Here is a 15,156-nt window from a genome sequence, read left to right on the forward strand (position 1 = left end):
ATGCCGCGCTGGACCATGATCGAGGCGATCCGCGACGCACTGAATGTAATGATGGCGCGCGATGACCGCGTTGTCGTCTTCGGTCAGGACGTCGGCCGTTTCGGCGGCGTTTTCCGCTGTACGGATGGGCTGCAAGGCAAATATGGCGCGTCGCGCTGCTTCGATACGCCGATCTCCGAAAGCGGCATCGTCGGGGTCGCGGTCGGCATGGGCGCCTACGGACTGCGGCCCGTCGCCGAAATCCAGTTCGCCGATTACATGTACCCGGCCTACGACCAGATCGTATCCGAGGCTGCGCGGTTGCGATTTCGTTCGGCCGGTGACTTCAGCGCTCCGCTGGTGGTGCGCATGCCCTGTGGCGGCGGCATTTTCGGGGCGCAGACGCACAGCCAAAGTCCCGAGGCGCTCTTCACGCATGTGGCCGGACTGAAGACGGTCATTCCCTCCAATCCGCACGATGCGAAGGGACTGCTAATTGCCGCCATCGAGGATGACGATCCCGTCATCTTTCTCGAGCCGAAGCGGATCTACAACGGTCCGTTCGACGGCCATCACGACCGGCCGGTGGTGCCATGGTCAACGCATGAGCTCAGCGAAACACCGGAAGGTTATTACATGGTGCCGCTCGGCGAGGCCGTCGTCCGACGGGAAGGCGCCGATGTCACGATTCTTGCTTACGGCACCATGGTTCATGTTGCCGAGGCTGCGTGTCAGTCGGTTGGCATCGATGCCGAGATCATCGATCTCCGGACCCTGGTCCCGCTCGACCTAGAAACCGTGGTTCGGTCGGTCGGCAAGACAGGCCGTTGCGTTATCGTGCACGAGGCGACCCGCACGTCGGGCTTCGGCGCAGAGCTCGCGGCCCAGGTGCAGGAGCACTGTTTCTATCATCTTGAAACGGCGATCGTTCGGGTGACGGGATGGGACACGCCTTATCCGCATGCCCAGGAGTGGGACTATTACCCGGGGCCGGACCGGGTCGGCCGGGCTCTCACCCGCGTTATGGAGACGTGACGTGCCGGTTGAAATGGTCAAGCTTCCCGACGTCGGGGAAGGGGTTGCCGAGGCGGAGATTGTCGAATGGCACGTCGCCGTGGGCGATACGGTTGAGGAGGAGCAGGTCCTCGCCGCTGTCATGACCGACAAGGTAACAGTCGAAATTCCTTCGCCCTTCGCTGGCGTGATCCTGGACCTCGGCGGTGAAGTCGGCGCGCGGCTTGCCGTTGGCAGCGCTCTGGTTCGAATCAAGATCGATGCGGAGCGCGACAGCGTTGCGAAGGGGAGCGAGGCGGCAGGACCGAACGGGCACGCCCGATCAGCCGCCGCCATAGCGCCGCAGATGGCCGTGACTGTCAATCGCCGCGACGACGTTCAAGCGCGCAAAGATCGAGGCAATACTGACGTCGGCCTGAAGACCGCGACGGCGCGGGAACGGCCGATCGCTTCGCCCGCCATCCGCGCGCGGGCGCGCGAGGCGGGGGTCGATCTTCGCCAACTCGCCGGCTCCGGCACGGCCGGCCGGATCACGCAGCAGGATCTGGCAGATTTCATCGACGCGAGGCCGGTCAACGTCAGTCGACCGCGTCAGACACCTCGTGCTGACCGGGTAACGCAAATCAAGGTCACCGGCCTGCGTCGCAAGATCGCCGAGCGGATGGCGGAATCGACCCGGCGGATCGCGCATTTTTCCTATGTCGAGGAGATCGATGTCACGGCGCTGGACGAACTGCGCCAGCAGCTCAACGCAAAGTTCATCGATCGTCGGCCGAAGCTGACGGTTCTGCCCTTCGTGGTCACGGCGATGGTTCTTGCGCTTCGCGATTTTCCACAGATGAACGGAACGTATGACGATGAGAATGAGGTCGTCCATCGCCACAGCGCCGTTCATGTCGGGATCGCCACGCAAACCGCGTCGGGTTTGATGGTGCCGGTGCTCCGCCACGCCGAGGCCCGCGATCTCTGGGACTGCGCCGAGGAAATCAAGGGCATTGCCGACGCGGCGCGCAGCGGCAGTGCAGCGCGGGAGGATCTCAACGGTTCGACGATCACCGTTACCAGTCTCGGCGATCTCGGCGGCATCGTCACGACGCCCGTCATCAATCGGCCCGAGCTCGCAATCATCGGCGTCAACCGCATGACGATCCGCCCGCTCTGGCAGCAGGGACAGTTCGTGCCGCGCACAACCATGAACCTGTCGTCATCCTTCGATCACCGCATCATCGACGGCTACGAGGCCGCACAGTTCATCCGGTGCATCAAGGAATTCTTGGAAGCGCCGGCGCTGCTTTTGGTTGGTGCATGACATGAAGGAGAGTGCGGCGGACGTCGTGATCATCGGAGGTGGGCCGGGCGGCTATGTTACGGCGATCAGGGCAGGCCAGCTCGGCTTGCGCACCGTCCTGGTCGAGCGCGCGGCGCTTGGTGGGACATGTCTCAACATCGGCTGCATTCCGTCGAAAGCGTTGATCCATGCCGCCGAGGCGTTTCATGGCGTCTCCGGCGGTCGCGAGACGCCGTTTGGCCTGAATGTTCAGCAGGTTGCGCTCGATTTCGCACGTACGGTCGCATGGAAGGATTCGATCGTAGACCGGTTAACGAAGGGCGTCGCCGGGCTCTTGAAGAAGGGCGGCGTCTCGGTAGTCGCAGGTACCGCGGAAATTATCGACGGCAAGACTATCGTCGTTGCCGCCGCCGACGAAACCATGCGTGTGCGCGCCAGGCACCTTGTCCTGGCAACCGGGTCTCGCCCGCTGGCACTGGAGGCGGTGCCCTTTGGCGGCAACGTCATATCCTCGACCGATCTCTTGTCGCTAAAGGATATTCCAGGGCGACTTGCCGTCGCTGGCGCAGGTTACATTGGTCTGGAGCTCGGCATCGCATTTGCGAAGCTCGGATCGAGGGTCACGATCATCGAGGCGGCCGACAGGATCCTGCCCTTGTGGGATGCCGACTTGACGCGGCCGGTAGCGCGGCGGCTCGCACAGTTGAAGGTCGAGGTCCTTACTGGGGCGCGCGCAAAAAAGCTGACGTCCGACGGCGGAAGCCTCTTGGTCGAGCAGCACGGCGAGACCCGCAAGATCGATGCCGACAAATTTCTGGTCGCGGTGGGGCGCGAACCCTGCACATCGGGTTTCGGACTGGAGCGGCTTGATCTGACCATGGACGGCAAATTCGTGAAAATCAGCGACCGCTGCGAAACGTCGATGTCAAATGTCTGGGCGGTTGGCGATCTTACCGGGGAGCCGATGCTTGCGCATCGTGCGATGGCTCAGGGCGCGGTGGTGGCCGAGATCATCGCAGGCAAACGGGCCGCGTTCAGCCCCATGGCCATTCCCGCGGTGTGCTTCACCGATCCGGAAATCGTTTCCGTCGGACTGACACCGGAGCAAGCGAAGGCGGCCGGCCACGACGTGAAGCTTGGGGCATTTCGTTTCGCGGCCAACGGTCGCGCCTTGACGCAGATCGACGATACCGGCTTCGTCCGCATCGTTGCACGGGCGGACAATCACCTGGTGCTGGGCGCGCAGGCGGTCGGCAACGGGATATCGGAATTGACGTCTTCTCTGGCGCTAGCGGTCGAAATGGGCGCCGTGCTCGAGGATCTCATCGGTACCATTCAGGCCCACCCGACACGGGGCGAAGCCATCCAGGAGGCTGCGCTCGGCGCGCTTGGCTATGCATTGCACGCCTAGCGTCGCGCAACGATCTTGACTAAACATCCTGCAAAGCGGTTCGCGACAGGATAAAAAAGGGAGCGTCCATCGTGCTGAATACCAAACGCGTCTACAACAACTACATCGCGGGCCGCTGGACCGAGGCCGCCGATGCGCAGCGCCTCGAGATTCAGGATCCATCCAATGGCTCGCATCTCGCCGATATCGCGCGGAGCAGCAGCGAGGATGTCGACCGTGCGGTTGGCGCCGCGCGGGCATCGTTGAGCGGCGAGTGGGGGCGGATGTCGGCTACCGACCGCGGTCGCATTCTGCATCGGATCGGCGAGGGGGTGCTGAGGAATGCGGATCTCCTGGCGCAATTGGAAGCGCGGGACGTCGGCAAGCCGCTCAAGCAGGCGCGGGCCGACGTGGAGGCGCTGGCGCGCTATTGCGAATTCTACGGCGCCGCGGCCGACAAGGTGCACGGCGACACCATCCCCTATCGCTCCGGCTTCACTGCGCTGACGATCTATGAGCCGCATGGTGTGACGGCGCATATCGTTCCCTGGAACTATCCGATGCAGATCATCGGGCGCAGCCTCGGCGCGGCGCTGGCGATGGGCAACGCCGCAGTGGTGAAGCCCGCGGAAGAAGCCTGCCTGACCCTGCTGGAATTCACCCGCATTGCGGAGGAGGCCGGACTGCCGGCCGGCGCGCTCAACCTTGTTACGGGGACGGGTGAGGAGGCCGGCGCGGCATTGTCGGCCCATCCCGGTATCAATCACATATCATTTACGGGCTCGCTCGCCACCGGCGCGCTGGTGCAGGCGGCGGCCGCACGGCATGCGGTGCCGGTTACGCTCGAGCTCGGCGGAAAATCAGCGCAAATTGTCTTCGCAGATGCAGATCTTGATCGCGCCCTGCCGTTCCTGGTGATGGCCGGTATCCAGAACGCCGGTCAGACCTGCTCGGCCTCATCGCGGATTCTGATCGAGCAACCGATCTATGAAGAAGTGGTGGCGCGCATGGCAGAGGCCTATCAGCGCCTGAAAGTCGGGCCGGCGCTGAGCGATCTCGATGTCGGTCCGGTGGTCTCGCACCGACAGAAAAGTATCGTGGACGGCTATATCGCGTTGGCCGCCAGCGGCGGCGCGGAGGTGGCGGGGCAGGGCGTGATCGTGCCCGATGCGCCCGCGGGCGGCGCCTATGTCAGGCCGACGCTGATCCGCGACGTGCCCGCCACGCATCGCCTCGCCCAGGAGGAAATCTTCGGGCCTGTTCAGGTGACGATGCCCTTCGCAAGCGAGCAGGAGGCCATCGATCTGGCGAACGGCACGCCCTTTGGCCTGGTGTGTGGGATCTGGTCCGGCGACGGCGGACGTCAACTTCGCCTGGCGCGCGCGATTCAGGCGGGCCAGGTCTTCATCAACAATTATGGCGCCGGCGGCGGGATCGAGTTGCCGTTCGGCGGCGTGAAACGCTCAGGCCATGGCCGCGAGAAGGGCTTTGAAGCGCTCTACGGTTTTGCGACCACCAAGACGATTTCGATCTATCACGGCTGACCGCGCGGCAGTCATGGCTCCCGGGCCGGAGCAACTTCCCCCTAGTTGCTCCGGCCCGGCTTGCGCGTCGCGCGTCAGACGCGCTCGCGCAATCCGGCGCAAATCACCTCGGTGATTTCGAGTGAACCGGCCGTGCCGCCGATGTCCCGGCTTAGCACCGATTTGTCCGCCAGAGCATAGGTCACGGAGGTTTCGATGCGTTTGCCCGCATCGATGAGCCGCGGGTCGGCGTGGCGCAGACCGAGCCAGTTCAGCATCATCGCTGCGGCCAATATCGTTCCGTAGGGATTGGCAATACCCTTGCCGGCAATATCAGGCGCCGAGCCGTGGGAAGCCTGGAAGAAGCCATTGCCGTCGCCAAGTTCGGCCGAGGGCGACATGCCCATGCCGCCGATGGTGGCCGCGCCGAGATCGGAGATGATGTCGCCGAACATGTTCTCGGTGACGATGACATCGTAGTGCGACGGCCGGTTGATCAAATGCACCGTCATTGCGTCGATCAACACATGCTCGGCTTCGATATCAGGATATTGCGCGGCGACTTCGTCGAACACGCTTCGGAAGAAGGCATAGCTGCGCAGCACGTTGGCCTTGTCGCAGCAGGTGACGCGGCGACGCCTGCCTTGCGGGGCGCCGTCGCGCGAGCGTGCAAGCTCGAACGCAAAATGAACGATCCGCTCGATGCCCTTGCGCGATTGCACCAGCGGATCGATCGCGACCTCGTCGCGAAGCAGCGATCCCGCACCGCGTGCCGCATAGAGGCCCTCACTGTTCTCCCGCACGATGACATAGTCGATGGCGCCGGGGGCGGCGTCGCGCAGCGGCGACCGTACGCCCGGGTGCAGCTTGATCGGCCGGACGTTGGCGTAGAGATCGAGCTTCGAACGCAGCGTCAGGGTGAAATCAAGGCCCGCCTCGGTGCCGTCGGGGTGATTGATCCCCGGAATGCCGGCGGCCCCGTGCAGGATGGCGTCGGCGCTGTGACAGGCTTCGAACGTTTCCCTGGGAAAGGAATCGCCGGTCTTCAGAAAGTGCTGCGCGCCGGCCGGGTATTCGCTGAACCGCAACGGCAACGCCTCGCCGAAGGCGGCTTCGAGCACCCGCAGCGTTGCCTGGCAGACTTCCGGGCCGATACCGTCGCCGTGGACAACGCAGATCTCGTAAGCATTTTTCATGAGAAGCGATCCGGATCAGATGCAGCGGCCGCCATCGACTTCCATGGCAACGCCCGTGATCATGCTCGCTTCGTCGGAACACAGGAATGCGGCGGCGTTGCCCATGTCTTCGGGGGTGGAGAAGCGGCCGATCGGAATCGTCGACAGAAATTTGGCGCGAATGTCCGGCGTGTCCTGTCCCATGAATGTCTTCAGCAACGGCGTCTCGCCGGCGACCGGGTTGATGGCATTGACCCGGATGCCGAACGGTGCGAGCTCAACCGCCATGGCGCGCGTTGCGGTGATCACCCAGCCCTTCGAGGCATTGTACCAGGTGAGATTGGGCCGCGGGCTGACGCCGCCGGTGGATGCCACGTTGAGAAACACGCCGTATTTCTGCTGCTTGAAGTGCGGCACCACGGCCTTGGCGCCAAAGTAGATCGACTTCATGTTGACGTTGGCGATCCGGTCGAACACCTCGTCGGTGACGGTTTCGAGCGCTTGCGGCGTGTGGCCGACGCCGGCATTGTTGACGAGGATGTCGAGCCCGCCAAACGCGCGCTGGGCCCCGGCCACGACATCAGCGAAACCGGCTTCAGTAGAAATATCGGCGACAACGGCCACGGCGCGGTCGGGAAGCGATCTCGCCACGCGTTCCGCAGCGGCCTGGTCGCGATCGGCTACGACCACGCGGGCGCCTTCGACGACAAACTTGCGGACGATTCCTTCGCCGAAGCCGGAGCCACCCCCGGTTACGATTGCGCGTTTGCCTTTCAGTCTCATGATGATGCTCTTTCGGTTGATGCGTGACGATGCGCAGACGACGCGCCGGAACCCGCTGCCCCGAAACTCTGTCTTGCGGGTGAGGTGGAAAGGGGAGAGAGGCGTGGCGCTAACCGCTCACGACGAGTCGTTGAGCGTGCCGGCATTCGCGCCATGCGCGATATTGTCGCCCCATACGCCGCGCGACCGTTCGAGGTGCTGCCGGATGGTGGCTTCAGCGCCGCTTCGGTCCCGCCTTGAAATGTAATCGAGCAGCTTGAAGTGCTCTTTCGCCGATCGCGTGAGGAATTCTCGCGGCGAGCCGCTTGCAAAGCCGTGAAGCCGAACCCGGTCTCGCAACGTCTCGACCAGCTTGGCGAGGCAAGGGTTGCCGAGTGTGGCAATCAGTTGAACGTGAAATTTGAGATCCGCGTCGAGGAAGGCGATGAGGTCGCCGGCTTCGGCCGTCTGCAGCGTAACCTCGGCGAGTTGATGCAGCTCGTGGAGCCGTTCTGTTGACAGTCCGTCCTGGGCGATATCGCCGACGCTCGGCACTTCGAGCAGCAAACGGATGGCGAAAATATCATTGAGTTCGTGCAGCGACAGCGACACCACGCGAAAGCCGCGGTTGCGCACGGCTTCCAGCAATCCCTCCCGCTCGAGGTCGAGCAAGGCTTCCCGCACCGGCGTCGCTGAGACCCTGAGGTCGGCCGCGAGTCGCGGCACCGAATAGAGCTGATCCGGCTGCATCTGCCCTGTGATGATCATTCCGCGGATCACCTGGCGCGCTTGCTCGCGCAGGCTTGGCGCCGAGACCAGGCCGCCGAGCGGGCCATCTTGAAGGGTTTCCATGGGTCTTCTCTAACAGGAATGAATATCTCGGTCAAATGTGATGTGTGATATATTATATGTTGACGCAAGCGGCGTGCTGTGTGATGTTTTACTCAACAGAAAAAAGGGGAGGATTGTTGGTGGCTGTAGACCGCATTTTGATGATCGTATCCGACACGGTTCGGACCGACCTGCTGGGGTACAATGGCGGGCCGGTGAAGACGCCCAACCTGGATCGGCTCGCGGCCCGGTCCATGGTTTTCGATCGCTACTACGCGTCGAGTTTTCCGACCGTGCCCGCGCGTTACGATTATCTGACGGGAAAACCCGCATTCGCCGGCGTGGGCTGGGGAGCGCTGCCGCGCGAAGACGTCTCGATCGCGAGTTCGCTGAGCGAGGCCGGTTACACCACACTGGGTGTCGTCGACACGCCCTTCTATCAGGTCAACGGCTATTCGTACGATCGCGGCTTTAACTACTTCTACGACATGAAGTCCCAGCTCCTGGGAACGCCGCAATACAGTTCATACACGGCGCCCGGCAAGACCAAGCGCCAGGTCGGCGGCAAGCTGCCGCAATGGCCGATCACCGGCAAAGTTCAACCGGATCCGCGCACCGGCGAAATGGATTGTCCGGCACCATTGACGATGGTGCAGGCGGCCGAATGCCTCGAGCAGATCTACGAGGACAAATTCTTCGCGCTGGTTGATACATGGGATCCGCACGAGCCGTGGGATCCGCCGGATTTCTACACCCGCCGATACCTTCCTGATTACGCCGGCGAGCGCGTTCATCCGCCGTACGGTGATTATCGAAAGGCCGGCATGACGACGCGGGATGTCCAGGTCGCTCGCGCGCTCTACTGCGGCGAACTCGAGCTAGTCGATCGCTGGATCGGGCATCTGCTCAATCAGCTCACCTATCTCGGCATTGAAGACAAGACCGCAATCATCTTCGTCTCCGATCACGGCTTCCTCCTGGGAGAGCACGGGCTGATGGGCAAGATGGTCCGTCGCGCACCCGGCGAAGCCACCTGGATGCGGTCGCCGCTGTATGAAGAGATCGTCAAGGTGCCGCTGATCGTCCACGTGCCCGGCGCAGCCCCCGGCCGCAATTCGAAGCTCGCATGCGCGCTCGATATTGCACCCACGATCCTCGATCTGGCGGGGCTGTCGCGCGGGTCGCAGATGCACGGAAACTCGCTGCTTCCAGCGGTTCTTGGCAAGCCGTTCGAGGGGCGCAGCCATGTGATGACGGCGATGCCGCTGGCCAATCCGGGTGACAAGGTCGAAGTCGTCGACGATCTCATGCGCACGGTCGTCGAATGGCAGCCGGTGACCATCACGTCCAGTGACTGGTCGTTGCTCTACTCGGTGCCGGGTGAACCGGTGGAGCTGTACGACCTTCGCGTCGATCCGAAGCAGGCGACCAACGTCGCGGAAAAGCATCCCGACGTGATCGCGTCGCTGCTCGAAGGCTACGCGAAGGATCTGCTTCGCTCGGGCGCAGGAAAGAAATTCTGCGAGCCGCGCCTGAAGAGCTATCTTGAGACCAATCCCGGGTTTCTTGATGGCGTGAAGTGACATCTCGCTGAGTGCAAGTTGCCGGTCGCGACTGCCATGTCGCGACCGTGTGCGACGATGACAAGAAAAACTGGCGGGTGTGGGTGATGACTGGCTCGATTTCGCGGAGACATCTGCTCGGCGCGGCGGGGCTTGCCGGACTGGGGTGGGGCATTGGGACCCCGGCTTCGGTGCTTGCCGCCGAAGCTGCGCCGAAGCGCGGCGGCGTGCTGATGATCGGTCAGGACGAGAATCCGATCGGTCTCGATCCGCACAAGACGGCCGCGTTTTCGACCAGCAACATCGTCGAGCACATCTATGGCTGCCTGCTGCGATGGGATGTGACGTCGACCCGGGTCGAGCCGGACCTCGCGACCGCCTGGGAAAATCCCGATCCGCGGACGTTCATCTTCCATCTCCGCGAAGGCGTCAAATTCCACAACGGCGACGAACTGACCAGCGAAGACGTCAAGTTCACGTTCCAGCGACTGGTGGATCCGGCCACACGCTCGCCCTGGAAGTCGATCTTCTCGGTCATCAGCGCGATCGAAACCCCCGATGCGCGAACGGTCATCTTCCGTCTCGAACATCCGTTCGCGCCGTTCCTCAACTACCTGGCCACAGTGAGATACACGGCCATCGTCAGCGCCGCCGACGTCAAGCAGCGTGGCGACCTCGTGAAGGGAGGCGTCGGGACCGGGCCATTCATGCTTGAAGAGTTCAAGCCCGATTCCCTGGTGCGGCTGAAGCGCAATCCGTTCTATTACGAACCGGGATTGCCGTATCTCGATGGGCTCGATCTGCGCATCATTCCGGATGAAGGAAGCCGTATGGCGGCGTTGCGATCGGGCAGCGTTCACCTGACCTGGCTGTCGTCGCCGGATTCCGCCATGCAGATGCGGGCTGCAAGCAACATCGTGTCTCCCGATCCTGTCTCATTTTCCAGACTGTTGCTGCTCGAATTCGATCAGCGCCGGCCGCCGTTTTCGGATGTCCGGGTACGGCGCGCCTTCAGTCAGGCGATCAATCGCGAGCTTCTCCTCAAGGTAATCTGGCGCGGCCGCGCGGCGCTGAGCGCAGCGCTGCCTCCGGCGCAGGCCCCGTTCTCGTTTGCAAGCAACGAGGTGCTCGGTCTGCCTTACCTCAAGGAGGACGTCGCCGCGGCCAAGGCGCTGATGGCCGAGGCCGGTCTGTCCAGCGGATTTGAGACGATCTTCGCCGTGTCGCCCGCCAATTACGGCGACGTGCAGATTGCGCAGATCATCCAGCAGCAGGTCGCCCGCATCGGGATCAGGATCAAAATCGTTCAGAAGGAATGGGGCAATCTGGTCGCCGATTTTCAGTCCACCGAGTCCCCGATCTCGATGGCTGGTCTGGTCTGGGGGCCCGATCCCGACACCAACATATCGATCCGGTTGGATTCCAAGTCGCCGGTCAATCCGGGAAAGACCGCCGATCCCGTGCTCGACGGCATGCTGCTCGAAGCTCGGCAGACCTATGACGTATCCCGACGGGCGGAGATCTACCGTAGCGTACAGCAACGCGTCGCCGAGATGGCCTATGTGATTACACCCTGCGCGGTGGCGATCCGGTGGGAGATGTGGGCGAACACGCTGCGCGGCTATCAGACAATCCCGTCGGCGCAACGCGTCTATCTCCGTCAAGCCTGGCTGGAGTGACGGAACGGCACGCCGCCAGAAGGAAGGAACGATAGATGCTGCAATATGCCGCTCGACGTATCGCCTTGCTGATCCCGGTGCTGATCGGGGTTTCGATGGTGAGCTTTACCATCATCCATTTGATTCCGGGCGACATCGTTGCGGTGCTGGCCGGTCCGATGGTCGCCTCCGATTCGGAGATCGCGCAAAATATCCGGCAGTCATTGCATCTCGATCAGCCGCTGCCGGTCCAATACGGGCTCTGGCTGATGGGCGTCCTTCACGGCGATTTCGGAAACTCGCTCACCATGGGTTTGCCGGTTGGGCCGCAGATCGCCCAGCATCTGCCGGTGACGCTGGCGCTGACCTTCATGTCGCTGACATTTGCCGTCGCCATCGGCTTGCCGAGCGGGGTCATCGCAGCAACGACGTCCGGGCGCTGGCCGGATACGGTCATTCGCCTGTTTGCGCTGCTTGGCCTTTCCACGCCGGCTTTCTTTCTCGGCGTCGCCGCGGTGCTGCTGCTGTCGCTCTATCTGCCTTCGTTCAAAACGCATGCCACGGTGGAATTGCATGCCGACCTGTTCGGCGGATTGAAGGCGTTGCTGTTGCCCGCCTTCGTCCTCTCGCTTGCCGCTGCCGCAACGGTGACGCGTTACACCCGTGCCTCGATGCTGGAGGTACTGAGAGAGCCTTATATGGCAACGGCGCGGGCAAAGGGTGCGGGCCGCGTCCGCGTCCTCGTCAGGCATGGTCTTCGCAATGCCTTGCTGCCGGTTGTCACGGCGGTTGGCGTCACGGCCGCGCAATTGATCGCCGGCGCGGTCGTGGTCGAGCAGGTGTTCGGATTGCCTGGCGTGGGCCAGCTCATGCTCAATGCGATTTATCATCGCGATTACACCCAGGTGCAGGCCACCGTACTGGTGGTGACCACGCTGGTGGTGCTCATCAATATCGCGGTCGACCTCAGCTACTATCTGCTCGATCCCAGGATTCAGCGACATGGCTGATCCATCGACGGTCATGGAGGGTCTTGCGACCGCGGGGCTCGGGACTGAGCCTGCCGTGCCGCTTCCCAACACGGACGCCGCGCGCTCGCGGCTGCGATGGAATGTGCCGCTGGTCGTGGGGCTTGCCATCGTCATCCTGTCGACTTTCCTGGCGTTCGCCGCGCCGTGGCTGTCAGCGCATGACCCGCTGGAGATTGCAGACGCGTCGCTGTCCGCGCCTTCCAGCCTCTATCTTCTGGGAACCGATCAACTCGGGCGGGATGTCCTGGCCCGCATCCTCTATGCGACCCGCACCTCGCTGAGTGTTGCATGCCTGAGCGCCGCCCTGGCATTCGTGTCGGGGACTCTGATCGGGCTGGTTGCCGGCTATGCTTCCGGTCTGGTCGATGCCTTCATGATGCGATTGCTCGACATACTGCAGGCCTTTCCTGCGCTGCTGCTCGCCATCGCGCTGGTTGCCGCCTTGGGGCCGAACCTGCCGAACCTGGTGCTCACCATGGGCGTGCTGTTCACACCCAGGTTTGCGCGCGTTGCCAGGGCATCGACCTTGTCGGTGCGCGAGCGCGACTACGTCGTGGCGGCGATCGGCCTCGGCGTGAGCCCTATCAGGATCATGTTCCGTCATGTTCTGCCCAATATTGCAGCGCCTCTCATCATCGAGGCGTCGCTGACCGCGACGCTGGCCATTCTGACCGAAGCCTCATTGTCGTTCCTTGGATTGGGGGTGCAGCCGCCCGAACCGACATGGGGCGGGATGATCGCTCAATCCACCGCCGTGATGTCGATCGCACCGTGGCTGGCGATCAGTCCCGGTCTCGCAGTGGTGTTCGTAGTCGTCGGCTTCAATCTGGTCGGCGACGGGCTGCGCGACGCGATGGACCCAAGGAGCTAGGCGTGAACAAGCGTGAGATCGTCATGCTTTCATCGGACCTTCATTGGGCCGGGCGAGGGCCGGGGGCGGGATGATGTCGCTGTTGCGGGTCGAAAATCTGCGAACCTACTTCGATACGCGCGCAGGCGTGATGAAAGCCGTCGATGGTGTCGACCTTGAGGTTCGCGAAGGGCGCACGCTCGGCATCGTCGGCGAATCCGGCAGCGGCAAGAGCGTCACCGCACTCTCGATCATGCGATTGATCGAGAAGCCCGGCCGTATCCTGCCTGACAGCCACATCTTTTTCGAAGGGAATGATCTCGCCGCGATTCCGGAACGGGAGCTCGAATCGCTCCGGGGCAACCGGATCTCGATGGTGTTTCAGGAGCCGATGACCTCGCTCAACCCGGTCTACACGGTGGGCGATCAGATCATTGAGGCGATCAGGCTGCACCGTCGGGTCAGCGTGCAGCAGGCGCGCGACCGGGCGGTCGAGCTGTTGAGATTGGTCGGGATCCCGTCACCCGAACGGCGTGTCGATGCGTTCCCGCATCAGATGTCGGGCGGCATGCGCCAGCGCGTCATGATCGCGATGGCGCTGGCCTGCGAGCCAAAGCTTCTGATCGCCGACGAGCCGACGACGGCGCTGGACGTCACCATCCAGGCGCAGATTCTCGAATTGCTTCGCCAATTGCGCGATGAGCTTTCAATGGCGGTTGTCCTGATCACCCATGATTTGGGTGTCGTGGCCGAGATGTGCGACGATGTCGCCGTGATGTATGCCGGGCAGGTGGTGGAGCGGGGACCTGTGGAATCCATCTTCAGCGATCCACAGCATCCCTACACCGAAGCATTGCTGCGCTCGATCCCCTTGCTCGGAATGACGAAGGCCGAGCCGCTCACCGTGATTCCCGGAATGGTCCCGAGCGCGCTGCATTGGCCGACAGGCTGTCGTTTCGTGGCGCGCTGCAAGAACGCGCTCGACCGTTGTCATCGCGAACCACCACCGCTGGCCCGATCCGGCTCGGGATACGCGGCATGCTGGTTGCGGGAAAGCATCCCGGAAGGTTCGCAGCACGGAGCCGCTCACCGATGAATGAACCGCTACTGCGTGCGCGCGACGTCAGAAAATATTTTCCGGTCCGCAGCGGATTTTTGCAGCGGACAGTTGCGCATGCGCGTGCGGTCGATGGGATCGATCTCGATATCCGTCCCGGAGAAACCCTTGGTCTGGTAGGAGAGTCCGGAAGCGGAAAATCGACGCTCGGTCGCATTCTGGTCGGGCTGATGACGCCAAGTGCCGGTGAGCTATCGTTTGAAGGCCGGGAGATCGCCGGGCTCGGCGGCTCGGACTTGCGACGTTCCCGGCGACAGTTGCAGTTTATCTTTCAGGATCCGAATGGGTCGCTTGACCCACGCATGCGCGTTGGCGAGATCATCGGCGAAGGCCTCCATGCTCAAGGTGCTGAGCGCGATGTACGGAACAAGCTGGTAAACGAAATGCTCGACAAGGTCGGGCTGCGACGTGAGGCAGCGCAGCGCTATCCCCATGAACTGTCGGGCGGCCAACGCCAGCGCATCGGGATCGCCCGGGCTCTGGTGCTGCAGCCGAAACTGGTGGTCGCCGATGAACCTGTCTCCGCTCTCGATGTCTCGATCCAGTCGCAGGTGTTGAACCTGCTGGTCGAGCTGAAGCGTGAGCTGAACCTGACCTACGTGTTCGTGTCGCACAATCTTGCGGCGGTAAACTATGTCAGCGACCGCATCGCCGTCATGTATCTTGGCAAGTTCGTTGAACTCGCATCGACCGAGCAGCTTCGCCGTGCGCCCCTTCATCCCTATACACGGGCGCTGTTTTCTGCCGTCCCGGAACCAATTCCCGGTCGCCGCCGTCAGAGCGTGGTGTTGAAGGGCGAGCCTCCCAATCCGATCGATCCGCCCTCCGGATGTCGCTTCCGAACGCGCTGCCCTTTGGCGCGGGACGTCTGTGCGGAGCGTGAGCCCGGCCTGACGCCGCGGCCCGGCGACGCGAATGATCACCTTGTCGCCTGCCACTTCGCCTGAGTGCCTTGAGTAGCGCGCATTTGCCCCGA

Annotated in this window: 13 protein-coding genes; 10 read left to right on the forward strand and 3 right to left on the reverse strand. The window is 62.9% G+C overall.

Annotated elements, in window-relative coordinates:
• The 4 genes from CQ14_RS01590 (at position 1) to CQ14_RS01605 (ending at position 5,215) form a co-directional block, all read left to right on the forward strand.
• Positions 1 to 1,014 carry an alpha-ketoacid dehydrogenase subunit beta gene (locus tag CQ14_RS01590; RefSeq protein WP_057856199.1) on the forward strand — a complete coding sequence of 338 codons (1,014 nt, stop codon included), beginning with the start codon at positions 1 to 3 and terminating at the stop codon, positions 1,012 to 1,014.
• Between the two features lies 1 nt (position 1,015).
• Positions 1,016 to 2,302, forward strand: a complete 1,287-nt coding sequence (locus CQ14_RS01595; protein WP_156434612.1) for a dihydrolipoamide acetyltransferase family protein — start codon at positions 1,016 to 1,018, stop codon at positions 2,300 to 2,302.
• 1 nt (position 2,303) lies between these two features.
• On the forward strand, positions 2,304 to 3,692 hold the full coding sequence (gene lpdA, locus CQ14_RS01600; protein WP_057856410.1) for a dihydrolipoyl dehydrogenase: 1,389 nt from the start codon (positions 2,304 to 2,306) through the stop codon (positions 3,690 to 3,692).
• Positions 3,693 to 3,763: 71 nt separating this feature from the next.
• Positions 3,764 to 5,215: an aldehyde dehydrogenase family protein gene (locus CQ14_RS01605; protein WP_245320115.1), complete on the forward strand. Its 1,452-nt coding sequence runs from the start codon at positions 3,764 to 3,766 to the stop codon at positions 5,213 to 5,215.
• A gap of 74 nt (positions 5,216 to 5,289) precedes the next feature.
• Here CQ14_RS01605 and CQ14_RS01610 read toward each other — a convergent pair whose 3' ends face one another.
• The 3 genes from CQ14_RS01610 to CQ14_RS01620 form a co-directional block, all read right to left on the reverse strand.
• Positions 5,290 to 6,390, reverse strand: coding sequence for an isocitrate/isopropylmalate dehydrogenase family protein (locus tag CQ14_RS01610; protein ID WP_057856202.1), 1,101 nt, complete (start codon positions 6,388 to 6,390; stop codon positions 5,290 to 5,292).
• A gap of 15 nt (positions 6,391 to 6,405) precedes the next feature.
• The gene (locus CQ14_RS01615; RefSeq protein ID WP_057856203.1) at positions 6,406 to 7,152 is read right to left on the reverse strand and encodes a glucose 1-dehydrogenase; all 747 of its coding nucleotides are present in this window, start codon (positions 7,150 to 7,152) and stop codon (positions 6,406 to 6,408) included.
• 117 nt (positions 7,153 to 7,269) lie between these two features.
• A complete protein-coding gene (locus tag CQ14_RS01620) occupies positions 7,270 to 7,983 on the reverse strand; it encodes a GntR family transcriptional regulator (RefSeq protein WP_057856204.1) in 714 nt (237 codons plus the stop codon).
• A 119-nt stretch (positions 7,984 to 8,102) separates the two neighbouring features.
• Here CQ14_RS01620 and CQ14_RS01625 point away from each other — a divergent pair, with 119 nt between their 5' ends.
• The 6 genes from CQ14_RS01625 (at position 8,103) to CQ14_RS01650 (ending at position 15,127) form a co-directional block, all read left to right on the forward strand.
• The gene (locus tag CQ14_RS01625) at positions 8,103 to 9,545 is read left to right on the forward strand and encodes a sulfatase (RefSeq protein WP_199805411.1); all 1,443 of its coding nucleotides are present in this window, start codon (positions 8,103 to 8,105) and stop codon (positions 9,543 to 9,545) included.
• A gap of 86 nt (positions 9,546 to 9,631) precedes the next feature.
• Entirely contained in the window at positions 9,632 to 11,203 is a 1,572-nt protein-coding gene (locus CQ14_RS01630) for an ABC transporter substrate-binding protein (RefSeq protein WP_156434613.1), read from the forward strand.
• A 35-nt stretch (positions 11,204 to 11,238) separates the two neighbouring features.
• The gene (locus CQ14_RS01635; RefSeq protein ID WP_057856207.1) at positions 11,239 to 12,192 is read left to right on the forward strand and encodes an ABC transporter permease; all 954 of its coding nucleotides are present in this window, start codon (positions 11,239 to 11,241) and stop codon (positions 12,190 to 12,192) included.
• Complete coding sequence (locus tag CQ14_RS01640; protein WP_057856208.1) at positions 12,185 to 13,084, forward strand: ABC transporter permease; 900 nt, start codon at positions 12,185 to 12,187, stop codon at positions 13,082 to 13,084. The genes CQ14_RS01635 and CQ14_RS01640 overlap by 8 nt, the downstream gene beginning before the upstream one ends.
• Before the next feature lie 70 nt (positions 13,085 to 13,154).
• Positions 13,155 to 14,159: an ABC transporter ATP-binding protein gene (locus tag CQ14_RS01645; RefSeq protein WP_057856209.1), complete on the forward strand. Its 1,005-nt coding sequence runs from the start codon at positions 13,155 to 13,157 to the stop codon at positions 14,157 to 14,159.
• The gene (locus tag CQ14_RS01650) at positions 14,156 to 15,127 is read left to right on the forward strand and encodes an ABC transporter ATP-binding protein (protein WP_057856210.1); all 972 of its coding nucleotides are present in this window, start codon (positions 14,156 to 14,158) and stop codon (positions 15,125 to 15,127) included. Before CQ14_RS01645 ends, CQ14_RS01650 begins: the two co-directional genes overlap by 4 nt.
• Positions 15,128 to 15,156: the final 29 nt, after the last annotated feature.

This window comes from Bradyrhizobium lablabi, assembly GCF_001440475.1.
GTDB lineage: Bacteria > Pseudomonadota > Alphaproteobacteria > Rhizobiales > Xanthobacteraceae > Bradyrhizobium > Bradyrhizobium lablabi.